The sequence below is a fragment of the Oceanobacillus aidingensis genome (assembly GCF_042654105.1).
GTDB classification, from domain to species: domain Bacteria; phylum Bacillota; class Bacilli; order Bacillales; family Amphibacillaceae; genus Oceanobacillus; species Oceanobacillus oncorhynchi.
Map to the genome: position 1 here is coordinate 71647 of NZ_JBHSFT010000018.1, position 25296 is coordinate 96942.

Here is a 25296-nt window from a genome sequence, read left to right on the forward strand (position 1 = left end):
TTCTTTGAAAATCCCTGTGAATACGAGTTTATTACGTACTCGGTGATTCACAGGGATTTTTGAATACCTTAAATAAATGAATTTTTAATTTTACTCAGACAAAATCTCAACAGTAAATCCGCCCGGAGCCTCCACATAAAACGTATATCCATGAGATTCAATGGGTGAATCTACTTCATAACCATCCTCTTTCAACAGTTTATTTATTTGATTTACTTTCTCTCTGCTTTCTTGCGGGAATCCAATATGAAAGGTTTTCGGATATTGAACACCTTTTCCTTTCATCAGCGTCAAAACGAATTGATTATCGTCAAACATAGCTGCAAAACCTTTGCCACGACTATTCACACATGTCATTTCAAGGTATTTCTCCAGAAATTCCCGCGAAGCTTCCACGTCGTTTACTGTTAGGTTTAAATGTTTTAATTGCATACGATCCCCTCCTTACAATGAATAAAATTTCCAGCATTGAAATAATAGCTGTTTGACAAATATACCTGAAGCAAGCGTACAACCTTAAACAGAGCGATATTTTTTCACAGAGAAAAAATAACAAATTCCGCCTATCATCCAAAACGGCTCCCAAAAAACCAATCTCCAAAAGGTTGCATGGGCTTCTAAATCCATATCCAACATAGCAAATGCACTCATTGAAATCGTGATAAAATTTAAGAATCCATACATAAATAAAAATACGCCTGCAAGCTTTGCTAGGTAATAAAGCGCCTTGGCGATAACCGCATTTTTCCATGAAACGAGCAGCAGCAATAGCAATAATGCGCCTAATAATTTCACAAAGCCCGTCAGCCATACAATGCGAACAAAGGAAGGTTCCGGATCAAGCGACATTTCGTAGATTGCTCCGCCCAGAGATCTGACACCAAGCATTCCGCCCATCGCCCAATAAAAGCTCATACCGGCAAAAAGAACCGTCCAAATAATGCCTAAAATAAGCCATCCTCGATTGACCAGCAAATAAATGCTCCTCTCTGCTCTGTTATTCTTTGTACAAATAAAAAAGAATCAAGAATTGTCGGTTTACATCCATTCCTGATTCTCCATATCCTTCTCCTGCTTACTGCTACACTCGTAACATCCCCCGGAACCCACGGGAACCATAATAGGATTCCGCGCCATTATGATATACGAAAACATGCCCAAAACGGAAATCACAAAAAAGTGCTCCGCCTCGTTCTCTAATATCCGTCGGTGTCTTTACCCAGGTTGATGTTTTCGCATCAAAAGTTCCAAGCTTTTGGAGTTCGCGGTATTGGTCTTCTGTTAACATTTCAATGCCCATATCCGTTGCCATATCTATCGCACTATTTTCCGGTTTGTGCTTCTTTCTTGATTCTAATGCAGCCCGGTCATAGCACACACTTCTGCGTCCTTTAGGACTTTCTTTCGAGCAGTCTACAAAGATATATTCTTCCCTTTCCTCATCATATCCAATTACATCCGGCTCGCCTTCCGTTCTCTCCATTTCAAATAAGGAGATTAATTTTTCGGAATTCCCCTCCAGCTTGGCTTGAATCGGTTCCCATTCCAGACCCTGATGACGCTCCGTATTCTTTTCAAAACGCGTCTTTAATTTCCCCAGTAATTCTTCCTGTTCCGCTTGAGAAAGCTCTTTTTTATTTTCTGCTGTCATATTTAGTCTCCTTACGTTTTAGATTATTTCATCTAATCTTATTATATCCATTTAGGAAGGTTATTTCATTTTTTATCCTGAATTTTATTTCCCCGAACAATGATTTAGTTTAGATTACACAAGAAATTAAGAATCAGGATTCATTTTATAAATATGCTCTCTTAATTGCTTCTCCCACAGCTCCCGATTTTCCCTTTCTGCCAAATTATGTACATAATCAACTATTTCTATAAATCCCGCTTCATTCGGGTTCAGTCCGCCGACTCTAGTCGTGGAATCTGTTAAATGGACGTCGACATAATAAAAGCTCCCATCAACGGAGTCATCATCTGATACATCTTCGGGAAGCTGCCAGAAGTTATCTTCTATCAGACTTTTAATCTTTTCCACTTCTTCTTCAGAAACACTTGTTTCATATACTGGAGCATCTTCACCTATTTTTATATCACCTGTCTGTTCTGTATGCAGTGTCAGCTTCCCGTTTTCATAAACAGCATAGTTTACCGGGTAAAAATGTCTGTATTCATCTGGCCCGGTGGAAATAGAAGTTACTGTGATAAAAGGGCCGTCTGTTTCATAGTCTCTTTTTTCATTGCAGCCAGTTAGAATAATGAGGTAAACCAGGATGCTCAGAGTAAGATATATACCTTTCTTCATTTTTTCTTCACCACTTTTATACAGAATAATTTTAATTCATATTCGTTTTTCTAAGTATAAAACAAAACTTCATTCAGCGGAAATTTTTCTTTTCTCCCGCTGAATGAGCCTGATTGAGTCAAGGAGTCAGTTCACCTGATTTCCTATCTAAATTAATATATTTTCCTTTTTTATACAGGGTGTGGAATTTTATGGGCGTTTCCCTGTGATAAAAGTTAATTATCCCAAATAGCGGTGATAGATATTTTTTGCTTCCATCTGGTCCATCGTCCCATGAACCAATGCTCTCCCGTCCTGAAACAGCACAATACGGAAGGAGTCCACTTCAAACGAAAGCAGATAAGGATTTTGAAACAGCTTGATCTGGTTATTCTTCTGCAGCTCTTTGGCTACTTCATTCAAATCTGTTTGTTTACGCTGCGGACGGAGCTGGACGGTATTTCTGCCGCATAACACAGCGGTTTTCAAATGAGAATCGTAAGCAAGGTTTGGATAGCTTCTTTTCTCTGAGCATGATGGACAATCCGCTTTGCGTAAGGAAGCTACCTCTATTTCCACATGCTCATTGTTCCAAAGATCAAAGGAAATGATTTTTCCTGATAAAGCCGCTTCGTTACCCGTCAATAGCTTTAACGCTTCTGTTATCTGCTGGGAGACCACCTTTTGCACAACCGGCTGAATAACGCCGACGCTGTCACAGGTAGCGCCATTAACTGGAATGTATTCCTGCAAGCATTGTAGACAGGGAGTTTTTTTAGGAACCACCGTGAAAGTAACTCCATAGCTTGCTACAATCGCTCCATAAATCCATGGTTTCTGATACTTTTGCGCCATATCATTCAGCAAAAGTCTTGTCTCAAAATTATCCGTCGCGTCGATGATAAGATCTGCTTCAGGCACTATTTTCCGCAATATATCCACCTCAGCATCTCCAACAATCGCATCTATTTTGACATGACTATTCACTTCAGAAAGCCGTTGTCTGGCAGCAATTGCCTTGGGCATTTTCTGTTCCATATCCCTTTCACTAAACAGCTGCTGCCGCTGCAGATTACTTTCTTCTACATAATCCCGGTCTATTAATGTTATGTGGCCAATGCCCGCACGCGTCAAAGCTTCCGCACTGCTCGACCCCAGAGCGCCTGCACCGATAATCAGCACATGGCTTTGGCTCAGCTTCTCCTGGCCAGACTCGCCGATTGGCGCAAATAATATCTGACGATGATAACGATTAGTTTCCAACGCTGATCCCTTCCTCCGGGCTGCTGGCTACAGCATAATCTTTCATCGCAATCCTTCCCGCTTCATACCCCAGTCTCCCTGCTTCTATTGCATATTTCATTGCCTCTGCCATTTTTACAGGGTCATGTGCTCCGGAAACAGCTGTATTCAGTAAAACACCTTCTGCGCCCAATTCCATGGCATACGCTGCATCAGCAGGCGATCCAATCCCTGCGTCGACAATGACAGGCACTTTTGACTGCTCGATAATAAAAGAAAGATTTAATGGATTGATGATTCCTTGCCCGCTTCCAATGGGAGAAGCTCCAGGCATCACGGCGTGGGCTCCTGCTTCCTCCAGTTTTTTTGCTAATACCACATCATCTGAGGTGTAAGGAAGCACTGTAAAACCTTCTGCCACCAGTTCTTCTGTTGCTTTCAATGTCTCTACCGGATCAGGCAGCAACGTTTTATCACAGCCAATGATTTCCACCTTGACCATATCACATCGTCCTGAAGCGGCCGCTAATTTAGCAATTCGCACCGCTTCCTTCGCATCCTTTGCCCCTGCTGTATTTGGTAAAAACGTATAGCGGTCCACATCGATTTTTTCTAAAAAATTGGGCAGGGAAGGATCATAAATATTCATCCTTCTGACAGAAAAAGTGAGTACCTCTGTCTCTGATTTATCTACCGCCTGTTTTTGAATATCAAAATCCGGATATTTACCTGTCCCTAAGAATAAACGTGATTTAAATTGATAGTTTCCAACTGTAAGCATTTGCTTAACCTCCTCCAACAAAATGAACGATTTCTACCTTGTCTCCATTTTCCAACACCGCTTTTTCATGCTCTTCCTTCTGTAATATCTGCTGATTATGCTCGATAATCAAAGGTTTATCTTCCAATCCCAGAAAGTCGATTAAGCCTTTGACATGCTTTACCTCTTCCTGCACTTCTAATCCGTTGCCATTCACTGTGATTTTCATGTTGATTCACCTGCCTTTTCCAATTTTTTATTTTGACGGTCCGCATGAAAGCAATCATAATAAAGCGGGGAAACCGGCTTATTTTCTATTAAATCTGCCATATAAATTCCCGTGATAGGCGATAGTAAGATGCCATTTCGATAATGTCCCTTTGCCGCATATAGGCCTGGGATTCCCGGAATCTCGCCCAAGTATGGCAGTTCGTCAGCTGTAGATGGTCTGATGCCTGCCCACATTTTTCTTATCCTCGCCTCTGCCAGCTCCGGAACCATTTTCTGCGCTCGTGACAGCAGTCTCTGGACGCTTGCGGCATGGACATGCTTATCCATTTTTCCTGGTATGGAGGAGGCTCCAACAATCACCTTTTTTCCCTGCTTCGGAACAAGGTAACAGCCATCCATCCAAAGTGTTGATTGAAATAGCTTCTGGTCCAGTTCTAACAGCAGACATTCGCCCTTCACCGGAATCGCAGCATAATCTGCAGGCAGCAATTCATCTCCGAAAGCTCCTGTTGCAACAATAACCTGGACCGCTTCATAGATTGCCTCTGTTGTCCGGACACCATAAACCGTTTCATTTTCTATCAACAGCTCATTAACGCTTTCCTGCTCATGCAACACCGCACCATAATGAGACGCAGCCAGAGAGAAGGCTTTGGTCAGATGACGGGCGGAAACCTGACCATCATCCGGCAAATACAGGACAGCACGAAGATTCTCCGTCAGGCTTGGCTCCATTTTTTTCGCTTCTTCTACTGACAGTAAATACGCAGGGTTCCCCGCTTCCCGCTGGAAGGACGCGACGCTTTGCAGCTTGCTGTATTGCTGCTGATGAAAAGCAAGCTTCATGATTCCTTTATGAATATATTGAATATCTACTCCTGACGCTTCCTTCAGTTCCTCGGATAAATTTTTGAATAGCGCTCTGCTCTCATGTGCAAACCGAAAAAGCGGACTGTCTTCTGTAAACTCTCCTTGAGCGCCTAACATACCTGCTGCGGCACTGGAAGCCTCGCAGCCGATTTGATTCCTTTCAATGACCAGCACCCGATTGCCTCTTTTGGCCAGCTGATAAGCAATAGAGCAGCCAATAACTCCGCCGCCTACAATAATTTGATCAAACTGTTTATTCATCTTCTCCCTCCTTTTCATATATTCAACGCTTGCCGGTAAGCTCTGACAGTTTGGACCGGATCCTCTGCCTGCCAAATACCAGACATGACCGCGATGCCGGCTGCTCCTGCGGCAGTTACTTCTTTCGCCCGCTCAGGAGTAATCCCGCCAATAGCATATACCGGCACAGACAGCGCGTTAGTCATTTCCTGTAGTTCCGTTAATCCTCTGGGCTGCTGATTGGCTTTGGACTTGCTGGAATAAATATGGCCATACAGCACATAATCAGCTCCCTCCTGCTGCGCCTGCTCTGCCTCAGCTAAAGAATGAACAGACTTTCCTGCCTTCAATTCAGGGAAGCTTTCTTTTACAAGTGGAATGGAAGGACTGTGAAACGCCAGCTGAATACCTGCGCACTGCTTTATCACAGCAATATCTACTCTGTCATTCACTATTATTTTCTCTAATGGCAATCCGATATTTTCTAATGCACCGATGATTTCCAGAATGTCCTTCGCTGTCTTGTTCTTCTCTCTGATATGCAAATAACCAATCTCAGCCTGAATCCGCTTCACTATTTGCAAATGCTGCTCGGAAAAACTGCCATCACTGATCAAGTGCAGATGCCTGTCCATCTTCTTCTCCCCTTTCTTCCATTTTCTTGCTTCAGGATTGGCAGAAGAACGAAAAAGACCACTTATCCAGCTGAGGGATAAGTGGTCTTGATTATATACAAATTCATTGTTCGAATGATATATCGTCATGTTCCTGCCACTTCCCTACGCTAGTGTTAACCAGATCAGGTTCAAAGGGTCCGAGTATTCGTCTCAGCCAAAGGCTCCCCTAGTGTTGCTTATTTAATTTTCAGATTACAAATAAAGAATAACATATAATTTTTTATTTTCAAAGATATTCTTTCAAAAGTGTTTAGCGATTTATCAAGGAAATGTTATTTTACTTTCAAATGAGTTCTCTTACCCAATTACCTGAACAACATTTCCTTCATTATCTTTGATGTATGTTTTAACAATTTTTACAGCCAGCTGTTCAAACGAGAATAGTTCCGCCACACCTTCTTTAGGAATCAGCTTCTCACTCAACTCGATTGTACTCTGTTCATCTAAAATTAGACGCACCTTATCCTTCTCCATTGCATATTCTGACTTTTCCCCGGGCTCTATAGCAATGACAATATCAGGACCTGCCAATGTCAGAGCCTTTCCTTTCAAGAGACGCCCTCGCAGCACTTTACTTATGGTTTCGGTTTGTTTTGCCCCCAGAGTCAGCATTGCTGGTTTTTTTCTGAATAAGCCCTTTTTTTCTGGAGTCCACGATAAATTATCGTTAAATAGAAATCCTGTATTGGATCCTTCCCGTTCTCTTCCTTCATCAACTTTTTGGGAGACATCTGCATGATTTAGTAAAGAATCTCTTTTTAAATCGGTAATAAACGCGGGCATATATGGGGAACTGGCAGAGAGAACACCTCGTGTATTCCACGTCTGCATTGCTTCGAGCTCATCATTTGTGATACCAACCATCTGCAGAAATTGCACTTGACCATTTTCTGTTTCTATTGTACCAAGCTCAGAATCCGTAATAAATGCCAATGCAGTTAATGCCGTATCTGATTCCAAACAGATAGGACCATTTGCATCCATATAGTCTCCATTTTTAAAAACATTACCGCTGTTAAAAACATATCTTCCCAAATTCTGAAGCAGATTAAGCGCCCAGGCTGGCGGTTCCTCTTCCCCTTCTTCTTTTTTCAATCTGAACGTTAATTCAAACCCAAAACCGCTTACTTCTGGATTATCGGTTTCTTTTTCGTAAATCTCTGAAAATCCATATGTAACTATATGCCAGTGCAAGCCTGGCGTTTCTGATTGATAAGCGCTGATTCCATCTAATGGATCCGGTCCGCCCAGCGAATAAGAGATCACTGTTCCATAATGCTTCGGTTCCTGCTTCCCATAAATTGCTTCCATTGCATTATCAATTGCATCCCAGCCGGCTGCTTTTACTTCTTCACTCATTAAATTCCTCCTCTGTTTCCCTTTCCAAAAAGACGATTTTTTCTTTCTAAAACACTACCCCTTTGTCGAAATACAAAACATCTCTGCAAAATCAGTGACGATGGTTTTTTTAGGATTACGCTTCACATCATATCTCATTTTCTCTAACCCTTCTTGGTAATCCTGATCATCAATCAACGTTAATATGGATATGTCTCTATTCTCTGCATACCCCAGATAATCCGACACCCTGATTTTTTCTAATCGATATGTCATCTGCAGTTCTGTGTTAAACCCTCTTATTGAAAGCTCATCAAAAATAACTTCCTTTTCCCAAAACCTTTTTACGTCCTCTTCATATGCTGTTGGAAAATAATGATATACCCACCATTTTCTCATATCATGGATAGCAATATTATGCAGCTTGTATACACCGTTTTTCTTCAAGACACGATATATTTCATCAAGCGCTGCTTCCTTCTTTAAAAAATGATGAAAAGCATAATTATTGGAGATATAATCAAACTTTTCATTCTCGTAGGGCATATCTTCAGCTAAACCATGCACGAGTGAGACATTTTTTAATTTGTTCTTCGCCTTTTTCAACATATCCTCTGAAGCATCAAGCCCGTACCAGCTCATGTTTCGACTATCAAAACAGGTTTATTTGAGTATTAAGATAAATACCTGTCCCGCATGCTAAATCTAACACGTGATACATTGGTTTAGGGTATCTATATTGATACTCCTTTAAATCCTTATCAAATTGCATTTCATCTAATCGATATGTATTGCTCTCATATTTATCAGCAATTTGCGAGTAATCAGTTATTTTCACATTGTTTTTCTTTGCCTTTTAATTATTAGGAGGAATTTAAATGCGGTATAAAGCCATTATACTTGTTTTCTCTATGTTTTTAAAAACTTACTATCCCCCTGATTCATGAAGCAGCGTCTCACTGCTTTCCGGATATACAAAAAAGACAGCACCATTCCAAATGAAAGGTGCCATCTTTTCTAATAGCATGAATTATTGATTTCCTTTTTTAACCCATTCAGCAGCTGTCACTGTACGTTGTGCCTGATGCTTAACTGTCGCTTCCACATCTTCCACCATTTTTCCGTCTTGATCAACAGTGACACTTGTACCATAAGGATTTCCGCCAGCTGCAAATACAGATTCATCCGAGTAGCCTGGAGGTACAATGATAGCTCCCCAGTGCATCATGCTCGTGTACAACGACAGGATCGTCGCTTCCTGACCGCCATGCGGATTCTGTGCAGAAGACATCGCACTGACTACTTTGTTCACTGTTTTTCCGCTAGCCCAAAGTCCGCCTTGGATATCTAAGAATTGCTTCATTTGAGAAGGCACATTACCAAAACGCGTTGGCGTGCTGAAGATAAGTGCATCTGCCCATTCAATATCTTCTGAAGATGCAACAGGAACATCCTTGGTTGCTTCTACGGTTGCTTTCCATGCCGGATTTCCTTCAATAGCAGATTCTGGAGCTAATTCCTGCACTTTCAATACTCTTACTTCTGCGCCATTTGCTTCCGCCGCTTCTGCTGCCCATTTTGCCATTTGGTAGTTCGTACCGCCCATACTATAAAAAATAACTGCTACTTTTGTTTTTGTCATCGTTTCTATCTCCTTTGATTCATTTGATTTTCCAAATAATTTATTTAAAAATCCCATTTCTTACACCTCTTTAAAATAGCTCTCTTTTTCTTCGCCAGAACCATCTCCTTTATTGGAGCGCTGCATCCCAATATCTAACTGTTCTTTTTATGCCTCATTTCAGCTTTTTTATACTTAGTGAAAAAATAACCGCTTTTTGAGACCATTCTGCTTCCAACTGTGTTTCATTTAGTTACCTATCATCACCCTTCTTTCTGAATTTATATTTAATCAAACTATAATTAATTCATTTATTTTTAATTCAATATAAATTATATGATGTACTTTTTATTTTGTCAACACATTATTTAAATCATTAGATAAACGATTAAAAAATAGGAAATGAATCAACAGATGAAAATACCCGTATAATTTCATAGAAATCAGAGAAAATACCAATAAGATACCTTAAATAACAATAAAGTAATCGGGGGTGCTCTAGATGAGCCAGCCATATCAATGTCCCAGATGTAAAACAAACCGGTCGCGTTTCAATGTCATTGAACAAGTAGCGAATCCGGTCAAATTAGATGCCAGCACAGGAGAAGTATTAAATGATTACACGCAGGAGCCGCTGGAAGTATTTCACATCGCCTATAATGGGCCTGAGAGAAGAATACAGTGCGGAGCATGCGGCTTAATCGAGGATGAAAATACGTTTGTAAATACAAAAGCACAATAACTACACGACGGAGGTTGAATATAAATGACGAAAAACCGAAAAGGACCAAAACAGCAGGAACAACCTAATTTGCCGCAAAGTCCAAAGCAGCCTTATGGCGAACCATTGGCAGGTTCTCATAAAGTGAAGAATAAAAATCATTCCAGACAAAAAAATAATGCATCGCATGATATGTGACGCATGAATGGTTTATACCATATACAAAACAAACATTGTAAAGACTGTAAGGGTCAATTGCTTTGTATATGGTAGAGAACTTTCATATCTTTGCCTCTTTAACTTTACATTGACCCCATTATTTACTTCATTATCTTACTTTATCACCATTAGCTTTTGTTACCCCTGTTAACTTTATAACATTAATTTTTATTGCCTATTAAAGATAGTAATGTTTCTTCCAGCCCATTTTGAAAAGGAGTTGCTGGAATGGGGCCAATCCGTCTTTCATATTTATCTCCACTCAAAATAAATCCTTCTTTGGTAAGGTACATGATTTCAACAATTTCTCTCATAAATGCATCAAACAAACCCATACACCGGATAACATTTTTAGTCAGAGGAATAACCACCTTCTGATTTCCTGTTACTTTCCGAGCAATTCGAATAATCTCTTTACCTGAAATCAATCCAGCACCTGGTATGTTCCAATTCTCTCCATAGGAATCGTCTTTATCTGCTATATTCACAATCATCTTAGCAGCATCTGGCAAATAAACATATTCACGGGGCGTTTGTAAATTACCAATAAAAATGGACATTTTACCTGCAGCCATTCCATCAAGTGTAGGCTGCAAGTAAGAATTTTGTGAAGTTGGGCCATAATAATCTGGCAACCTGACAATTAAAGCTTTTGCTCTTTTCCATTTTCCGCTGAATATCAATTGTTCGAAAGCTACTCTAAGTTTACCTTTTTTTGTATGTGGATGTTGAGGATGGTTTTCATCTCCTTTCGCAACTTGGTGTCCATATACATAAATGCCATCAACAATCACGATTCTTTTTCCCAAAATATCTGCTGCTTTCATCACACTTTCTCCCAGCGGCATCAATTTTTCCGCCATTTCCTGATATGGAATATTAGCACACTGAAAGATAACATCTGCATCTTTAGCAGCTTCCACAATCGTTTGACAATCAAATATGTCTCCCAGCTGATAGGTAAGATTCAAATGATGATTGTGTTCTGCCATTAATGCTTCCAATTTATTTTGAGAGCGTCCGAAGGCAATGACCTCTCTTCCTCTGTCTAATAGTTCTGAAACCATAACTTGACCAGTACCCCCGGTTGCGCCTAATACAATTGCTTTTTTCATTTTCAATACTCCCTTCTTTTAGTTATTGATTAATCAATAACTAAAAAGCAAAAATAATTTCCATGTTACCTTTTACGCCTATTAAGGTATCACCTTCAATATAAGCTTGATAAATAAAGAATTAATCCCAATATGTGAACAATACAATCACAGCGACAGCAATGCCTAATCCGACAGATAAAGTGGAAACAGCATGTTCCTTTTTATTTTTCACCATCATTTTTTCAACCACCTTTTAATTATTGATTAGCAACTAATTAATCCAACCAGCTGATGAGACAAACAGCAATAATTCCAATAAAAACATAATCTACCTTACGTAATTTCACATTCTCACCCCCTAAATTATTTATTGATTAATCAATCACTTCTTTGCAAAAATAAATAATCAACTTTCATTGATTATTTATTTTGTTTTCTCATCAATAAGCTCGGGAAGGTCTAAGAAATAAGAAATATTACATAGCATTCCTCTTGCTAAAAACGTACTGGCTTCCCTTTCTGCATCCTTTATTCCGGCAGACTTGAATCTTTCTAAAGTATAGCTTCTGATGTCAGATAATCCTTTTTTTGCAGTACGCTGTATCGATTTTTCTGTTACGGAAATTCCTATTACCTGCAAAGCAATCTCATTAGGATACAATTCGGACAGTTCTTCATAGGCTTCAATCATTTCTTCAACGAGCTGTTCCGGGCTTGCTTCCACATTTTTAAACGTTTGCAGAATCCTTTCAAATGCCCGATCTAAGGCAGCAATGAATAACTCTTCCTTTGTTTTATAGAATCGAAAAACATACGGCTGAGAGATAGCAGCTTTTTCTGCAACATGAGCGGTAGTTGCATTATAATAGCCTTTCTTTGCAAATACTTCTAATCCAGCCTCTAGAATTTCTTCTTTCCGATTTTCCTTCTTTGATTTTACCATCATAGTGCACCTGCCCAAAAATTAAGTGATTAATCAATTACAAATAAATCCTAACGTTATTTTTAGAATCATGCAAGTACTTTGTAATAATTTTTAATGAAAAATGTTAAAACCATCCCCTCTCCCATTACTCATTTTCTATTCCAGCAGGCGTTTTTTTTCAGATAGCTCATTTATATTTTTATAATCAAGTTCATTGGGAAACGGGCAGCAATATTATTTACGCCCTTTTGAGCTTCCCGATTGAAGCTTCATTCACCTAAAAATACTGCAGCATCTTCCTCAGACACCTCATAGGAACCTTTCACTTCTCCGCTTGCAGCTCAAAATGGCGCATCCTGTATGCATTCATTGCTGTTTCTCCAAGCGTGTCCATCAGATTATGATTTGCATATGCACCTACAATTGCACCAAACCCCGGAACGAGCTGCAGCATTTTCACCAAATCAATATAATCGCGATACTCCTGCTGGAAAACACGCCAATCCATATCAGCCAGCTGCTCCTTCTCCTGCTCCCAATTTTCGATTATATAAAACGTATCCTTCCGTTTTTCATCGCTGGAAAATGCAAGTTGGAAAACATGGAGGATAAATAGCCGTTCCTCATATTCATTTGCATCATAGCCATAGACTGCTGCCAATTCAAACAAAAATTTCATCTTGATTGACAGCAGCAGCGGAAAATCTGCAAGTCCAAGGAAAATACCTCCTGCCCCTGTTCCAGCTCCTTCAACTACTGCTGTTTTACGATAAGAAACTAGCTTTTCTTTGGCTATTTGATCCCTTTCAAACAAGGAAAGTTCGGTTGGTTCAGGTTTCTTCGTTGTCATATTGGATCCGGCCAATGTCGCTTTCACCATATTTTTAATGCTGTCTGTAATGATCTGGTGCGCCTTCTCAGGAATCATGCTATTTATTTTCTTTTGCGCTTTTTTCGATAACTGATTAAAAAGACTGGATTTTTTCAAAACTTTATTACGCCAAACTCGAAGTTCTTCATACACGATTGTTTCATAATCCATATTCAAAAACCTGCCTTTTCTTTTCTATACTTTATTCATACGTTTTAATCAGAAAAGAGTTTCATTTATGGGTTGAATGAAGCCTTTAACCAGCAAAGATGCAATAAAATATCACTGAATTACATGATTCAGCCTTAAGGAAAGAATAAAAAAAATCTTAATTCGTCATGAATTAAGATTTTCGTCTGTCATTTTTTTCTGCCCACTCACCAGCTAATATCTCCATCTCAATCTGCGTCCAATATTCATCTCCCATTTTTGCCGCATCCTGCAAGATTCTTTCTCTACGGAATCCCGCTGCTTCATAGCATTTAATGGCTGATACATTAAAATCAAACACACCCAAAGTAACCTTATGTAAGTTCAATTTTTCAAATGCAAATGTTAATGCTGCATGTATAATCTGAGCTCCATACCCTTTTCCTCTGCTGTCAGCAGCACCAACTAATACCTTGCCGATCCTTGCTGAATGATTATTTCTATCCACTTTCCCCAGCGAAACATGTCCTACGACTTCATTCGTCCCATTATCAATCACTTTAAATATGTATTTAGAAGCGTCTGGTTCATTCGCTCCTTCCAAATACGTTGCAAGCTGCTCGTTCGTTAAAGGATAACGGAATGTCGGACCGCTCCACTGTACAATAAAGGAAGCATCAGGCACCCAATCAATTAATTGCTGGAAATCTTCTTTTGAAAAGTATTCTAATCGAATCAAGGCAAAAGCTCCCTTTCATATCATTAATCTATTCTTCCACAGGGTTTTCCGGTCCGTTAAGCTCTAATTGATAAAACGCTAAATCTCTCCATTGCTTAAATTTAAAGCCAGCTTTTTTTATCGTGCCCGCATGTTCAAAACCAAATTTCTCATGCAAAGCAATACTTTTCTCATTCGCAGCATCAATGCCGGCAATCATTGTCATATATTCTCTTTCCCGGGCGACAGCGATAATTTCTTGCATCAATAAGCTGGCAATTCCTTTTTTCCGATAGCTCTTGTCCACATACACAGAATGTTCAACGGAATATTTATAAGCCGGCCAGTCTCTGAAAGGCCCGAATGTAGCAAATCCCGCCACGTTTCCATCCTGTTCACAAACAAATATGGGATAACCCGCATCCTTTTTCTGCTTAAACCATACTTCTCTGTTCTCCAATGTTTGCGGTTTATAAGAATAAACAGCGGCAGTATGCACGATGGCGTCATTATAAATCTCTAAAATGGCTGATAAATCATTTGTCGTTGCTTCTCTTATCATTTTATTCTTCCTTTCAAAGCAGTTTTATCTATGGTGTGGAATTATCTCAGCAGCACTACGCATTTTATTAAAAATGTGTTCATGTAAGCTGCCAATGAAGGTTAAGTAATTTCTTTTCGATAAAATATTCACTTGATAACTACTAAATCTTATCACATATCATCCAAATACAAATAGCAATAAAAAAGAAACCTTGCTGTATGTAAAGTGGTATTCTAAATACAAATGAACTTTAAATCACAAGGAGGTTTTGTAATGCAGAGAGAGAAGCCGGAAATGATAACCGTGGAGACAACCGTTCATGCACCTGTTGATAACGTATGGACTTATTGGACAGAGCCAGAGCATATCACAAAGTGGTATGTTGCTTCTAAAGAGTGGCATGCACCAAAGGCAGAGAATGATTTAAGAGCCGGCGGTAAATTCATTACTCGAATGGAAGCAAAGGATGGGAGTTTTGGATTTGATTTTGGCGGTATATATGACGAGGTAATCCTCCATGATACCATTGCTTATAAACTGGATGATGGAAGAAAGGTGACAATTGCTTTCACGTCTCAAGGCAACACAACAAAGATCACAGAGGTCTTTGAAGGGGAATTTGAAAACTCCATCGAGATGCAAAGAAATGGCTGGCAGGCGATATTAGACAATTTTAAAACGTATAGTGAACAGGCAGATCAGGGTATAACCTTAGTATAAAACGAAACTGCATTCAGCGGGAATGTTACAGGCATTTCTTCATGTTGAAGCCGCTTAAAGTGATAATAAGCGGCTCTTTTTCTTTGTCGTTTTTTACGCTTTATCCTCTTCCTCATTCTCTACCAAATACTTCAGCATAGACAATTTATTATCCCAGAATCGTTCAAAATAGGAAAGCCAATCTTTTATTTCTGTCAGCGGCTCTGCATGCAAGTAATAGATTTTCTCTCTGCCAACCTTTTCTCCTGAAACAAGCTTCGCCTCAGAAAGTATAGTAAGGTGCTTTACTACTGCTGTTCGGGTAATAGAAAAATGGGAAGTGATTTCTGAGATAGCTAGCCTTTGATCTGACAGTAAATATAGAATTTCCCTTCTGGTCGGATCCGCAATGGCTTGGAAAACATCATGTTTCTTTACAGCTGTCATTTAAACTTCAACAACCTTTCTCAGTCTTTCCCTCACAATATTCTCCCATCCTTTATTCATTCTCTCTCTGATAACAGAGCTCTTCTCATTCGGTTTGGTAATTACTGCTTCTGCTTCTTTCCAGCCTCCATGGATAAGTGTGAATTCTGTACGATTTCCTAAATCCTTCAAAATGAAGGAAACAACCCATCCATCTGTATCCCACGCAAAAGATATTTTATTGGGTTTGTCTACTTCTAATACCTTGCAAGGTGATGGCCCAAATGGTGATTGGATGGTAAATTCATGCCCTGCTTCCGCTTCAAAATCATTTGGCATAAACCAAGCGGCTATTCCTTCTGAGGTGGACACCTTTTCCCAGACCTTTTCAATTGGAGCATTAAAAATAATTGTCTGTTCAATATCTTTAAGTTTTTCCATATTCATCTAGCCTCTTTTCCCACTTCATATAACACCTTTTGGTTTTATTTTCATTATAACACCAAAAGGTTTCATGTCAATGATTTTTAATGTTATAATCCACTTCTTTACTTGGTTAACCGATTTCTGCAATAAAAAATCCTGTAATCACAGGATTTTCATCGAACTGTTTCATTGATAGGTGAACTGTTTCATCCATCAAAAGGTATTCCCTGCTGTACTTAATCAGAACATTTCCCCCTGATAAAAGGAGCTTGGCATTGCTTCAAAATCATATTCTCGCAGCTCTTCCAAGGTGACATTGGCATGAGCTCCTTCATGCACCATCAAGTTACTGTCCTCGCCTACATGAACTGCAATAAACGGTTTATTCGTTCCATAGGCGTAACCTAATTCAAATGCTGTTCCGCTATCTGAATAATTCCCATGATAAACGCCAACAACGATTTCCGCCCAATCAATAAACTTTTTATCATTGGTAAATGTTGCAATCGACCAATGCCGGCTCCCTTCCTCCAAATGATCCATTTGGTTTTTCCGCGGTGAAAAAACATCCAATCCTTTTGCTTCTAAAATTTGTTCCGCTTCTTTTAAAGGCTCCATCTCTTTTTCATTAAAGAATGGGCTTGCTAAATAGACTCTCATATTTTGACCTCCATATGTATAATAAATACCATTCAGTTAAAAACGGCATGCATGTTTAAGTATATCCTTATTATCCGGCTTACTCAAAATTGGATGCTGTTATCCTTCCATCGGTGACTTGAGAATGAACATTTATTAAACAATTTAGTTTGCAAGCTGAGATACATCCCATATAATACAACTAATACGCACAGATTTAATCAACAGATTCTACATGAGGAGGAAGCATCATGGAACAATATGTAAAAGATAGCTGGAATGCAGATTTATACGATGGGAATCATTCCTTTGTATCATCATTTGGAAATCATTTATTAGAGCTTTTATCTCCCGTAGAAGGTGAACAGATTCTTGATGTCGGATGTGGCACAGGAGATTTAGCCCATCAAATCAATCAGCATGGCGCCGCTGTAACCGGCGTAGATAAATCAGAAAATATGGTGCACAAGGCAAACGATAAATATCCCGATATAATGTTTATGCCAAAAGATGTTTTAGAACTCGAATACAACAATGATTTTGATGCCGTTTTCTCTAATGCAACACTTCATTGGGTAAAGCAGCCCAAAGAAGCACTTCAGCACATCTATAACAGCTTGAAACCCGGCGGTAGATTTGTTGCAGAGTTTGGCGGTAAAAGCAATGTTCAAACGATTACAAATGAAATCATCCATCAGGTTAAAAAAGCTGGAATTCCCTATACACCGGAACAGTTCCCATGGTACTTCCCAAGCATAGGAGAGTATGCAGCATTAATGGAGGAAACGGGATTTAACGTAACCTTTGCCCAGCATTTCAATCGGCCGACACCCTTAGAGGGAGACAACGGGCTGAGAAATTGGATGGAAATGTTCTGCAGAAATATCTTTGAAAATCATCCGGAAGCTATCAAAGAGCGTGTGATGATACAGGTAGAAAATAACTTAAAGGATGCCCTGTACCAAGAAGGGCAGTGGATTGCAGATTATAAACGACTTCGTGTCGTCGGAATAAAGCAAGGCGGCATACCTGCTAAATAAGTTTTGATTAAATAGACAGAACAGGAATCTATAAAAAGAGGGCCATATAGATTCCTGCCTCCCCTTATACTTCTCACCAATCCTCTATTCAACGAAACGAAAATGATTCTATCGTCTCTTTTCCCGAAAGCATATCCTTCACGTTAAACTGATTCTTCCTGACTTCCTCATCGCCAATGATAATCACGTTTCGTATGTTTTCTTTATTCGCCCTGTCAAGCGCCTTACCGACCTTTTTATTGCCTAATTCCACATCTACGTTATATCCTTTATCCCGGAAATATGTTGACACAGACAATGATTCTTTTTGTCTTCCCAGAGGAATAATATAATAATCCACCTCTCTTCCAGCAGGTTCGATTCCTCCCGCAGCAGCCATCGCTGTATAAATCACATCCAGCCCAAAAGAGATTCCAACGGTAGAGAAAATTTCATCTGTTCCTATCAGTCCGCCGATTGCATTATCATATCTTCCGCCGCTTCCAATGCTTGACTTCATCGAATCATCCGCTAAAAACATTTCATAAACGGTACCTGTATATATTTCTAGCCCCCGTGCCAGAAACGGATTAAATATACATTGGTCGCTAATATCCAAATAATCAAGATACGATTTCAGCTCTTTTAGTTCCTGCAATCCCTGTCTGACTTGTTCATTTTGATTAGATAATGATTCAAAGCGGATAAAGTCCGTATGATCGTCATCTGTCAAAAATTGTTTAATGGAGCGGGCCGCATCATCTGACACCCCTAGTTCAGCAAGCTCGGCTATAACTGCGTCCACCCCTATCTTCTCCAGCTTATCCAAAATCAGCACCACTTTATTGATTTTCGCATCCGCTACACCAAACACTTCCAATGCTCCGGTTAATAATTTCCTATTATTATATTGAATATTCACCTGCATTCCGAGCTTGTCAAAGCCATCCAGCGCCATCATCATTAATTCCGCTTCAGCTATTTGTGAATCTGCGCCGACAATATCCACATCACACTGGGTAAATTCACGCAATCTTCCTGTTTTTATTGGCCCATCCCGAAATACTTTACCAATTTCATACCGCTTAAATGGCAGCTTCAATGTCGGATTCATTGCAGCCACCTTGGCAAAAGGTATCGTAAGGTCATAGCGCAGAGCTAAATCCCTTTCTCCTCTATCTGTTAAAGTGTACATCTCCTCTAATATTTCCGCACCGCCGCCATATTTAGAAGCAAGCAATTCCGTATAATTTAAGATAGGTGTTTCCAGCGGCTGACATCCATATTGGATAAATACATCCTCTAATGTTCTCCGGATATTTCTCCGTACGCTTTCTGACTCCGGTAAATAATCTTGTGTTCCTTTTACATTTTGATAATCTATCTTCTTCATTTTCCTTACCTCCTGTTTTTGAATACAAAAAAAATCGCACTCTGAGTTAAGTGATTTACTTAATTCGGGATGCGATTTCATGAATAATAGCCTTCCTCATTCGATTTTTTAAAAGTTAAATCGATAAAGCAAGGCTAGTTGATATGATGAGGGAATTGTGAGAAGGAATCATTTATTTTAACGAAAACCATTTTGCTCACCTCTGATTTTGGATCAGTTTATCATAGCCGTTTGGTAATTTCAAAGGAAAAAACCTGTACCCATTCAAGTGCAGGTTTTTCAATGCGCTATTCTTTAACCTCTTTCAAATCCCGATTATTTCGCAGGAACATATAGAAGGATGCACCGAATATGGCCAGATAGCCAAGGATACTCCATATGTCTGGGATTTGGCCAAAGAGCGCAATACTGATAATACCGGAATATACAACGGTCGAGTAGAAAAAGATGGATATTTCTTTTGCTGGAGCAAATTTGTAAGCAACGGTAATCCCAAACTGTCCCACCGTAGCGAACACTCCTGCTGCAAGTAAGTACAACCACTGCAGCCCGCTCATCGGCTGATAAAACAAGATAACAGGCGGTAATAAAATCACAGTGGAAAAGAACGAGAAGTAAAATACAACCGTATAAAATTGTTCTTTATTCCCAAGCACCCGTAAAACGGTGTACGCTCCTCCTGCAAAAACTGCGGATAAAATCCCTGCTGCATATGGAACCATATCTAGATTGAAGACCGGTTTGATAATAAATAACGTTCCAAGAAATGCGATAATAACAGAGACCACCTGAAACCGCATCACGTATTCCTTTAAGAAAACCGCAGCAAAAATAATGGTTATAAATGGACTCATTTTATTCAGCATATCCGCATCGGAAAGCACTAGATGATCGATGGCATAGAAATTAAGCAATACCCCAGTCATCCCCAGAGCAGAGCGCAGAAGTAAATATTTTTGATTTTCCTTTTTCCCAAAAAGCCGTTCTCTATGATAAAGAACAAAACCCAACGCAATAACCATTGAGATTCCATTGCGAAATAATGTTTTTTGTATTGTAGGCACATCTCCTGACAGCTTTACAAACATGGCCATCAAAGAAAATCCTAACGCTGATAATAATAACAATAAAATGCCTTTATTTCTGTCACTCATGAAATGTTTACTTCCTCCTCTTTGATTGTTCCTTTATTTTTAATAAAACATTTAAAAATGCTGCTTCCTTCGTTAATAACATAGTTGTACTACCGCAGTGCGGTACTGATAAGCTTACGATTATTATTTTCTAAAACAAAGCAATCATACTATGAAAAAGCCAGATAACCCATGAAAAGAACCCATATTTGAAAATATCATAATGGGTTCTTTTCTACAAGTTGCTATTATAAGGGTAAAAAAGCAATGTATGTTAAACAACGACAAATACCACAGTGATGGAAACTGTGGTAAAGTCAACATTTCTGCCATTTATTTTCAATTTGATCCGTACGTGCTTATCCTTTCGTTGATCCTGCTGTAAGACCACTAACTAGATATTTCTGGATAAAAATAAATACAATCGCAATTGGGATAATGATTAGAATCGCTGCTGCCATTAATCTTCCCCAATCTACTATCCAAAGCCCCATAAAGTTGAATACACCCGTTGATAAAGTTCGCATAGAGTCTTCAGACACGAAAGTAAAGGTTAAAACAAATTCACTCCAAGCGTGCACTAAAGCATAAATACCTGCAGAAATAATAGCTGGAACAGATAACGGCAGCATGATGCGAATAATAATATAAATTCTGCTGCAGCCATCAATCATCGCTGCTTCCTCGATTTCCACTGGAATCGTATCAAAGAAACCCTTCAGCATCCAAGTAATAATAGGAACGGCAAAGACTGTGTAAGATATAATCAATCCTAAGTAAGAATCTAACAAACCTAAATTCATCATGGTTCGATAAAGCGGAATCATTAATAGTACAACTGGTATCATTTGTGCAAGCAGCATACTCACACCAAATATTTTCGTACCCGGGGCTTTACTTAATCGACTCAGCGTATACGCACCTAAGACACCAATTATGATAGATAAAAATACACTCCCTGCGGATACAATTACACTGTTAAGAAAATACTTTGGGAATTGTGTTTCGAATAGAACGGAACGAAAATTCTCAAAAGTAGGATTAGATGTAAAGAATGTAGGGTTAGCTGACCGTACTTCGTCTCCTGGCTTGATTGCTGTTAAGAAAGCCCATAGTATCGGAAATAAACTATAGATACTGGCAATCAATAGCAGAACATAAGTCACCGTATTTAATAACCTTTTCTTTATTTTTTTTGAAAAGTGCATGATTAACCCTCCTTTGCCCCTTGTCTTTTTTGTATCCAGAAATACAACGCCATCATAGCAATCAATATCGCAACCATTAGTACGGAAATCGCTGAAGCTGTACCGTAATGATACGTCATAAAGGCTTCCTTATACGTAGCAATCGCTAATGTCTCTGTTGCATTCAAGGGACCGCCTTCTGTTAATATCCAGATAAAATCAAAATTGTTAAATGTCCAAATTAAATGCAGTACAATCAATATACTGGAAATCCCCTTCAGCTTAGGTAACGTAATATACCAAAATCGTTTAAACATATTAGCACCATCAAGTTCAGCGGCTTCTAATTCACTTTTATTGATTGTTTGAAGAACAGCTAAAAATGAAATCGCGTAAAAAGGAAAACTCCTCCATATATTGATCCAGATAACAGAAAACATTGCTGTTGATTCATTTCCCAGCCAATTGATACTTTGATCGATAATTCCCATATTTACTAACAATACATTAATAATTCCGTAATCCGGATTTAGCATCCATCGCCATGTCATCCCTGCAACTACAATTGGGACGACCCATGGAATAATCATCACTCCACGAAAGAAGGCTCTTCCCTTTATTTTCTGATTTAACAAAAGAGCAATACCTAAACCTACAATAAACTCACCTGCTACAGAACCTATCGTATAAACCATGCTATTTTCAGCATAAGTCCAAAATAACGGATCCTGAATAACATTCTTAAAATTCTCCAGACCAATAAATACATCACTTTCAGGATTCAATAAGTTAGCGTTATAGAGACTATTAATGAATACTCGAATAATCGGTACTAAAAGCAGCAACACTAAAAATACAACAGCTGGAAGCATAAAAATATAAGCTATTGCGTGCTTTTTAAAAAATCTGATCATATCAGCAACTCCTTTATTTAAGGGGAAATACTACAATCCAGTTAATTTTTCCAGGTGCAATCATTTTCCACACCGTGATTTGCTGAATAATCAACTGAATTGTATCTTTTATTTATTCATCTAGTAAGTTATTACTGGCAAGAGATTGGTTAATTTGATCAGATAACCAAATAGCTGTTTCTTCTGGAGTGGATTCCCCTAATAATACTTTTTGCAGAGAATCTGTCATTGCATTAGTGATCCCTCCCATTGGAACAGGCGGCCAAGATTTACCGTGTTCTGCAATATCTGTGAAAACAGTATTCCATTCACCTTCTAATTCCATATCATTACGAATCGTTCGGTTTCCTTTTGCATAAATGCTCTGTCCTTCTTCAGAGCCCATCCACTCAATAAAGTCTAAAGCAGCTTCTTTCTGCTCAGAATCTTCAAATACATACCATTGAGCTACTTCTAAAAACGTAGAAGGGGTTTCTTTATAAGGCGGAACACCGGACAAAGCTACATCCGCCATCCCTTCAGGCTGTTCGCTTTCATATTCTTGAAGCCAAGGTCCATTTTGAGTAATTGCTACACTGCCTTGAGCGAAATTCTGATCTAATTCTTGATAGCCCCAGCTTGTTTGATTTTGTGAAATGACTCCTTGATCAAGCATGTCTTTATATAATTGGAAAACTTCTGTTGCTTTTGCCAGTTGATCTTCATTGTCTGTCCAAGTATTTCTAAACATGCCCTCTCCTGTTTCTTCTACAACCTCCAGACCATTAGACCATAAGAAAACAATTAACTCTTGTGGAGCACGGGCAGATGTTGCACTGATACCAAAAGGATTTTCAACCCCAGCATCATTTAACTGCTTTCCGACGGTAAATAAATCATCCCAGGTTTCAGGTGGTTCTACCCCTGCTTCATTTAAGATATCTTCATGGTACATCTGTGCTCTTGTTCCGATATAACTTGGAAAAGCGACTACTTCTTCACTAATTGTGACACTATCCCAAACAGGTTGTGGGACGTTATCTTTATCCTCCCACTCGTCAACAAAATCTGTTAGTGGATATAAAATGCCCATAGAATTAAAATCTGCCATCCACTCTTGCAACCCTTGAGCAATATCCGGTGGATTTCCATTAGCAGCTGAAGTGGTTATCTTCTGATTCAGCTGCTCATAGGGAAGAACCTGCACATTAATATTAATATCGGGATTTAATTCTTGATATCTCTCTATCGCATCATAATATCCACTGCGATCTTCTGCCTCATCCACATTCCACCAAATCTCAAGTGTTGTTTGACCATCATTTTCTCCCTCAGCACTATCACTTGATGAACATCCAAATAATACGACCAAGCACATTAGAGTTACAAACATCATTTTTTTCATGTTTTTGCCCCCTTTTTTAAAAGTTACCTTTATCTGCTTCACCAGCATTTTTGACCGCTTCTTCCCGATTCTGCGCCATCTCTTCGACTGTCTTTGTTTTTAATCTTGCTGCCCCTTGATAGTCTTTTGTCGGTATACGTTCTTCATTTTCCAACCGTTCTTTAGCAGCTTGGGAAGCACCCTGGTACTGTGGCAGCCACTTTTCCTGTGCTACTAGAAGCTCATCTGTCATTTGCCAAATTTCTTTTGGATTACAAACTGCTCCAACTAATGGATCTATCATCATAGCTTGTCTTAATAAGTAGTCATCGCCATGAACCGCTGCTTCTACTGCCAGCCGCTGAACAGAAATGCTGGCATTACAAACAGCCGCTGGACCAAGAGGTAAATCACCTACAACAGGTATACTGATACCATTACGGTCGACATAACCAGGTGCTTCAATAACAGCATCATCTGGTAAATTAGAGATTACACCCTGATTAATATAATTAAAATGACCGCGGTAGGTTCGCCCTGTTTCTAACCCTTCCAAAATATAGGAACCATGTTCCTGACCGCGATTTTCTTCTTTGTATTCAAATGCCGGTTCCTTTAGCCAATTCGGAAAATCTGTTTCAAACCAATTCCGGCCTTCTGTACAAACTCGTAAATAGCCACCGGTTTCTCCATTAATCCAATTACTTAAATCAATCCATTGATTTATTTCTTCTGGACGCTTACGATACCAAGGCAGGTACTCGCTTAAATGACCATTAGATTCCGTACTGAAATAACCAAAACGGCGAAGCATATCGATGCGTACCTTTTCTTCTTCACGGTATTCGGGATGTTGTTCAAAAGCCTCTAATAAATCTCCGGTACGGTCCTCACCATCTGTATTCACTTGGATATACCATGTCTGATGGTTAATACCAGCACAAATGATATCAACATCCTCTTTATTCCGGCCTAGCACTTCTGCGATTTGTTTATGTCCATTCTGTACACCGTGACATAGTCCAATGGTATGAACACCGCCGTATGTATTACATGCCCAAGTGAGCATAGCCATCGGGTTAGCATAATTAAGTAAGAGACAATCGTTATCCGCAACTTCACGTATGTCTTTACAAATTTCTAACATCTCCGCTATACCACGCTGTCCATACATAATCCCGCCAGCACATAATGTATCTCCAACACATTGATCAACACCGTATTTTAAGGGAATTTCAATGTCATGTTTAAAAGCTTCTAACCCGCCAATGCGAACAACGTTGAAAATGTATTTCGCATCTTTTAAAGCTTCACGTCTATTTGTAGTTGCTTCAATTTGTATAGATAATCCATTTTCATCTATATCTCGTTGACATAGCTGTGTGACCATATCCAAGTTCTTCTGATTGATATCTGTAAAAGCTACTTCTATGTTGTTAAATTCAGGAACAGATAAAATATCCCTTAGCAATCCTCTAGTAAAACCAATACTACCTGCACCAATAAATCCAATTTTAAAAGTCATTGTTAGTCCTCCTCGCAACCTGATAAACAAACTATAACATCGAATATTTGGAATCGCTTTC

Annotated in this window: 30 protein-coding genes and 1 riboswitch; of the genes, 4 read left to right on the top strand and 26 right to left on the bottom strand. The window is 39.2% G+C overall.

Annotation, left to right across the window (positions count from 1 at the left end):
- Nucleotides 1–90: 90 nt before the first annotated feature.
- The 12 genes from ACFO3P_RS12155 to wrbA form a co-directional block, all read right to left on the bottom strand.
- The gene (locus ACFO3P_RS12155) at nt 91–432 is read right to left on the bottom strand and encodes a VOC family protein (protein WP_193062539.1); all 342 of its coding nucleotides are present in this window, start codon (nt 430–432) and stop codon (nt 91–93) included.
- An 84-nt stretch (nt 433–516) separates the two neighbouring features.
- Nucleotides 517–975: a DUF3995 domain-containing protein gene (locus ACFO3P_RS12160; protein WP_226894734.1), complete on the bottom strand. Its 459-nt coding sequence runs from the start codon at nt 973–975 to the stop codon at nt 517–519.
- Nucleotides 976–1081: 106 nt separating this feature from the next.
- Nucleotides 1082–1651: a DUF4256 domain-containing protein gene (locus ACFO3P_RS12165; protein WP_042531235.1), complete on the bottom strand. Its 570-nt coding sequence runs from the start codon at nt 1649–1651 to the stop codon at nt 1082–1084.
- Between the two features lie 126 nt (nt 1652–1777).
- Complete coding sequence (locus ACFO3P_RS12170) at nt 1778–2308, bottom strand: hypothetical protein (protein ID WP_042531233.1); 531 nt, start codon at nt 2306–2308, stop codon at nt 1778–1780.
- 219 nt (nt 2309–2527) lie between these two features.
- Entirely contained in the window at nt 2528–3550 is a 1023-nt protein-coding gene (locus ACFO3P_RS12175; RefSeq protein WP_193062537.1) for a ThiF family adenylyltransferase, read from the bottom strand.
- The gene (locus ACFO3P_RS12180) at nt 3540–4310 is read right to left on the bottom strand and encodes a thiazole synthase (RefSeq protein ID WP_042531229.1); all 771 of its coding nucleotides are present in this window, start codon (nt 4308–4310) and stop codon (nt 3540–3542) included. The genes ACFO3P_RS12175 and ACFO3P_RS12180 overlap by 11 nt, the downstream gene beginning before the upstream one ends.
- 4 nt (nt 4311–4314) lie before the next feature.
- The gene (gene thiS / locus ACFO3P_RS12185) at nt 4315–4518 is read right to left on the bottom strand and encodes a sulfur carrier protein ThiS (RefSeq protein ID WP_042531226.1); all 204 of its coding nucleotides are present in this window, start codon (nt 4516–4518) and stop codon (nt 4315–4317) included.
- A complete protein-coding gene (gene thiO / locus ACFO3P_RS12190) occupies nt 4515–5651 on the bottom strand; it encodes a glycine oxidase ThiO (protein ID WP_042531224.1) in 1137 nt (378 codons plus the stop codon). The genes thiS and thiO overlap by 4 nt, the downstream gene beginning before the upstream one ends.
- A gap of 14 nt (nt 5652–5665) precedes the next feature.
- Nucleotides 5666–6394 carry a thiamine phosphate synthase gene (locus ACFO3P_RS12195; protein WP_226894733.1) on the bottom strand — a complete coding sequence of 243 codons (729 nt, stop codon included), beginning with the start codon at nt 6392–6394 and terminating at the stop codon, nt 5666–5668.
- A riboswitch (TPP riboswitch) is annotated at nt 6390–6485 on the bottom strand. (Overlaps the previous gene by 5 nt.)
- Before the next feature lie 119 nt (nt 6486–6604).
- Nucleotides 6605–7666 carry a suppressor of fused domain protein gene (locus ACFO3P_RS12200; protein WP_042531222.1) on the bottom strand — a complete coding sequence of 354 codons (1062 nt, stop codon included), beginning with the start codon at nt 7664–7666 and terminating at the stop codon, nt 6605–6607.
- Between the two features lie 54 nt (nt 7667–7720).
- Entirely contained in the window at nt 7721–8287 is a 567-nt protein-coding gene (locus ACFO3P_RS12205) for a class I SAM-dependent methyltransferase (RefSeq protein ID WP_244882350.1), read from the bottom strand.
- A 388-nt stretch (nt 8288–8675) separates the two neighbouring features.
- Complete coding sequence (gene wrbA / locus ACFO3P_RS12210) at nt 8676–9287, bottom strand: NAD(P)H:quinone oxidoreductase type IV (protein ID WP_042535902.1); 612 nt, start codon at nt 9285–9287, stop codon at nt 8676–8678.
- Nucleotides 9288–9768: 481 nt separating this feature from the next.
- On the opposite strand from wrbA, the gene ACFO3P_RS12215 reads away from it, so the two are divergent.
- Nucleotides 9769–10008, top strand: a complete 240-nt coding sequence (locus ACFO3P_RS12215; protein WP_042531220.1) for a hypothetical protein — start codon at nt 9769–9771, stop codon at nt 10006–10008.
- Between the two features lie 24 nt (nt 10009–10032).
- Nucleotides 10033–10185, top strand: coding sequence for a small acid-soluble spore protein P (locus tag ACFO3P_RS12220; RefSeq protein WP_040979436.1), 153 nt, complete (start codon nt 10033–10035; stop codon nt 10183–10185).
- 182 nt (nt 10186–10367) lie between these two features.
- Here ACFO3P_RS12220 and ACFO3P_RS12225 read toward each other — a convergent pair whose 3' ends face one another.
- The 5 genes from ACFO3P_RS12225 to ACFO3P_RS12245 all read right to left on the bottom strand — a co-directional run bounded on the left by ACFO3P_RS12225 (nt 10368) and on the right by ACFO3P_RS12245 (nt 14529).
- The gene (locus ACFO3P_RS12225) at nt 10368–11321 is read right to left on the bottom strand and encodes an SDR family oxidoreductase (protein ID WP_042531218.1); all 954 of its coding nucleotides are present in this window, start codon (nt 11319–11321) and stop codon (nt 10368–10370) included.
- 406 nt (nt 11322–11727) lie between these two features.
- The gene (locus ACFO3P_RS12230) at nt 11728–12246 is read right to left on the bottom strand and encodes a TetR/AcrR family transcriptional regulator (RefSeq protein WP_193062895.1); all 519 of its coding nucleotides are present in this window, start codon (nt 12244–12246) and stop codon (nt 11728–11730) included.
- A 304-nt stretch (nt 12247–12550) separates the two neighbouring features.
- Nucleotides 12551–13270 carry an EcsC family protein gene (locus ACFO3P_RS12235; protein WP_193062535.1) on the bottom strand — a complete coding sequence of 240 codons (720 nt, stop codon included), beginning with the start codon at nt 13268–13270 and terminating at the stop codon, nt 12551–12553.
- A 172-nt stretch (nt 13271–13442) separates the two neighbouring features.
- Nucleotides 13443–13988 (bottom strand): GNAT family N-acetyltransferase, encoded by a 546-nt coding sequence (locus ACFO3P_RS12240; RefSeq protein ID WP_193062533.1) that lies wholly within the window; start codon nt 13986–13988, stop codon nt 13443–13445.
- Between the two features lie 28 nt (nt 13989–14016).
- Complete coding sequence (locus ACFO3P_RS12245) at nt 14017–14529, bottom strand: GNAT family N-acetyltransferase (protein WP_193062531.1); 513 nt, start codon at nt 14527–14529, stop codon at nt 14017–14019.
- Between the two features lie 255 nt (nt 14530–14784).
- Here ACFO3P_RS12245 and ACFO3P_RS12250 point away from each other — a divergent pair, with 255 nt between their 5' ends.
- Nucleotides 14785–15231: an SRPBCC family protein gene (locus tag ACFO3P_RS12250; RefSeq protein WP_289584670.1), complete on the top strand. Its 447-nt coding sequence runs from the start codon at nt 14785–14787 to the stop codon at nt 15229–15231.
- Between the two features lie 93 nt (nt 15232–15324).
- Here ACFO3P_RS12250 and ACFO3P_RS12255 read toward each other — a convergent pair whose 3' ends face one another.
- From ACFO3P_RS12255 to ACFO3P_RS12265, 3 genes are all read right to left on the bottom strand, one after another.
- The gene (locus tag ACFO3P_RS12255; protein WP_042531205.1) at nt 15325–15657 is read right to left on the bottom strand and encodes an ArsR/SmtB family transcription factor; all 333 of its coding nucleotides are present in this window, start codon (nt 15655–15657) and stop codon (nt 15325–15327) included.
- Nucleotides 15658–16077 (bottom strand): SRPBCC family protein, encoded by a 420-nt coding sequence (locus tag ACFO3P_RS12260; RefSeq protein WP_042531203.1) that lies wholly within the window; start codon nt 16075–16077, stop codon nt 15658–15660.
- Nucleotides 16078–16302: 225 nt separating this feature from the next.
- A complete protein-coding gene (locus ACFO3P_RS12265; protein WP_042531201.1) occupies nt 16303–16722 on the bottom strand; it encodes a nucleoside 2-deoxyribosyltransferase in 420 nt (139 codons plus the stop codon).
- A 230-nt stretch (nt 16723–16952) separates the two neighbouring features.
- Here ACFO3P_RS12265 and ACFO3P_RS12270 point away from each other — a divergent pair, with 230 nt between their 5' ends.
- Nucleotides 16953–17741, top strand: coding sequence for a class I SAM-dependent methyltransferase (locus ACFO3P_RS12270; protein ID WP_289584669.1), 789 nt, complete (start codon nt 16953–16955; stop codon nt 17739–17741).
- A gap of 88 nt (nt 17742–17829) precedes the next feature.
- Here the strand turns inward: ACFO3P_RS12270 and ACFO3P_RS12275 are convergent, their stop codons facing one another.
- The 6 genes from ACFO3P_RS12275 to melA all read right to left on the bottom strand — a co-directional run bounded on the left by ACFO3P_RS12275 (nt 17830) and on the right by melA (nt 25235).
- Nucleotides 17830–19113, bottom strand: coding sequence for a histidine--tRNA ligase (locus ACFO3P_RS12275; RefSeq protein WP_289584668.1), 1284 nt, complete (start codon nt 19111–19113; stop codon nt 17830–17832).
- 287 nt (nt 19114–19400) lie between these two features.
- Entirely contained in the window at nt 19401–20267 is an 867-nt protein-coding gene (locus ACFO3P_RS12280) for a DMT family transporter (protein WP_042531196.1), read from the bottom strand.
- Nucleotides 20268–20605: 338 nt separating this feature from the next.
- Entirely contained in the window at nt 20606–21454 is an 849-nt protein-coding gene (locus tag ACFO3P_RS12285; protein ID WP_193062521.1) for a carbohydrate ABC transporter permease, read from the bottom strand.
- Nucleotides 21455–21456: 2 nt separating this feature from the next.
- A complete protein-coding gene (locus ACFO3P_RS12290; protein ID WP_193062519.1) occupies nt 21457–22347 on the bottom strand; it encodes a carbohydrate ABC transporter permease in 891 nt (296 codons plus the stop codon).
- 112 nt (nt 22348–22459) lie between these two features.
- Nucleotides 22460–23731 (bottom strand): ABC transporter substrate-binding protein, encoded by a 1272-nt coding sequence (locus tag ACFO3P_RS12295; RefSeq protein WP_256705555.1) that lies wholly within the window; start codon nt 23729–23731, stop codon nt 22460–22462.
- A gap of 16 nt (nt 23732–23747) precedes the next feature.
- Entirely contained in the window at nt 23748–25235 is a 1488-nt protein-coding gene (gene melA, locus ACFO3P_RS12300) for an alpha-glucosidase/alpha-galactosidase (protein WP_256705554.1), read from the bottom strand.
- Nucleotides 25236–25296 lie beyond the last annotated feature (61 nt).

Coding starts and splice junctions, on each gene's coding strand:
- ACFO3P_RS12155 (WP_193062539.1), bottom strand. CDS start 432: ATGCAATTAAAACATTTAAACCTAACAGTAAACGACGTGGAAGCTTCG.
- ACFO3P_RS12165 (WP_042531235.1), bottom strand. CDS start 1,651: ATGACAGCAGAAAATAAAAAAGAGCTTTCTCAAGCGGAACAGGAAGAA.
- ACFO3P_RS12170 (WP_042531233.1), bottom strand. CDS start 2,308: ATGAAGAAAGGTATATATCTTACTCTGAGCATCCTGGTTTACCTCATT.
- ACFO3P_RS12180 (WP_042531229.1), bottom strand. CDS start 4,310: ATGCTTACAGTTGGAAACTATCAATTTAAATCACGTTTATTCTTAGGG.
- thiS (WP_042531226.1), bottom strand. CDS start 4,518: ATGAAAATCACAGTGAATGGCAACGGATTAGAAGTGCAGGAAGAGGTA.
- thiO (WP_042531224.1), bottom strand. CDS start 5,651: ATGAATAAACAGTTTGATCAAATTATTGTAGGCGGCGGAGTTATTGGC.
- ACFO3P_RS12195 (WP_226894733.1), bottom strand. CDS start 6,394: ATGACGATATATCATTCGAACAATGAATTTGTATATAATCAAGACCAC.
- ACFO3P_RS12200 (WP_042531222.1), bottom strand. CDS start 7,666: ATGAGTGAAGAAGTAAAAGCAGCCGGCTGGGATGCAATTGATAATGCA.
- ACFO3P_RS12205 (WP_244882350.1), bottom strand. CDS start 8,287: ATGAGCTGGTACGGGCTTGATGCTTCAGAGGATATGTTGAAAAAGGCG.
- wrbA (WP_042535902.1), bottom strand. CDS start 9,287: ATGACAAAAACAAAAGTAGCAGTTATTTTTTATAGTATGGGCGGTACG.
- ACFO3P_RS12215 (WP_042531220.1), top strand. CDS start 9,769: ATGAGCCAGCCATATCAATGTCCCAGATGTAAAACAAACCGGTCGCGT.
- ACFO3P_RS12220 (WP_040979436.1), top strand. CDS start 10,033: ATGACGAAAAACCGAAAAGGACCAAAACAGCAGGAACAACCTAATTTG.
- ACFO3P_RS12225 (WP_042531218.1), bottom strand. CDS start 11,321: ATGAAAAAAGCAATTGTATTAGGCGCAACCGGGGGTACTGGTCAAGTT.
- ACFO3P_RS12230 (WP_193062895.1), bottom strand. CDS start 12,246: ATGGTAAAATCAAAGAAGGAAAATCGGAAAGAAGAAATTCTAGAGGCT.
- ACFO3P_RS12235 (WP_193062535.1), bottom strand. CDS start 13,270: ATGGATTATGAAACAATCGTGTATGAAGAACTTCGAGTTTGGCGTAAT.
- ACFO3P_RS12245 (WP_193062531.1), bottom strand. CDS start 14,529: ATGATAAGAGAAGCAACGACAAATGATTTATCAGCCATTTTAGAGATT.
- ACFO3P_RS12250 (WP_289584670.1), top strand. CDS start 14,785: ATGCAGAGAGAGAAGCCGGAAATGATAACCGTGGAGACAACCGTTCAT.
- ACFO3P_RS12255 (WP_042531205.1), bottom strand. CDS start 15,657: ATGACAGCTGTAAAGAAACATGATGTTTTCCAAGCCATTGCGGATCCG.
- ACFO3P_RS12260 (WP_042531203.1), bottom strand. CDS start 16,077: ATGGAAAAACTTAAAGATATTGAACAGACAATTATTTTTAATGCTCCA.
- ACFO3P_RS12265 (WP_042531201.1), bottom strand. CDS start 16,722: ATGAGAGTCTATTTAGCAAGCCCATTCTTTAATGAAAAAGAGATGGAG.
- ACFO3P_RS12270 (WP_289584669.1), top strand. CDS start 16,953: ATGGAACAATATGTAAAAGATAGCTGGAATGCAGATTTATACGATGGG.
- ACFO3P_RS12275 (WP_289584668.1), bottom strand. CDS start 19,113: ATGAAGAAGATAGATTATCAAAATGTAAAAGGAACACAAGATTATTTA.
- ACFO3P_RS12280 (WP_042531196.1), bottom strand. CDS start 20,267: ATGAGTGACAGAAATAAAGGCATTTTATTGTTATTATTATCAGCGTTA.
- ACFO3P_RS12285 (WP_193062521.1), bottom strand. CDS start 21,454: ATGCACTTTTCAAAAAAAATAAAGAAAAGGTTATTAAATACGGTGACT.
- ACFO3P_RS12290 (WP_193062519.1), bottom strand. CDS start 22,347: ATGATCAGATTTTTTAAAAAGCACGCAATAGCTTATATTTTTATGCTT.
- ACFO3P_RS12295 (WP_256705555.1), bottom strand. CDS start 23,731: ATGAAAAAAATGATGTTTGTAACTCTAATGTGCTTGGTCGTATTATTT.
- melA (WP_256705554.1), bottom strand. CDS start 25,235: ATGACTTTTAAAATTGGATTTATTGGTGCAGGTAGTATTGGTTTTACT.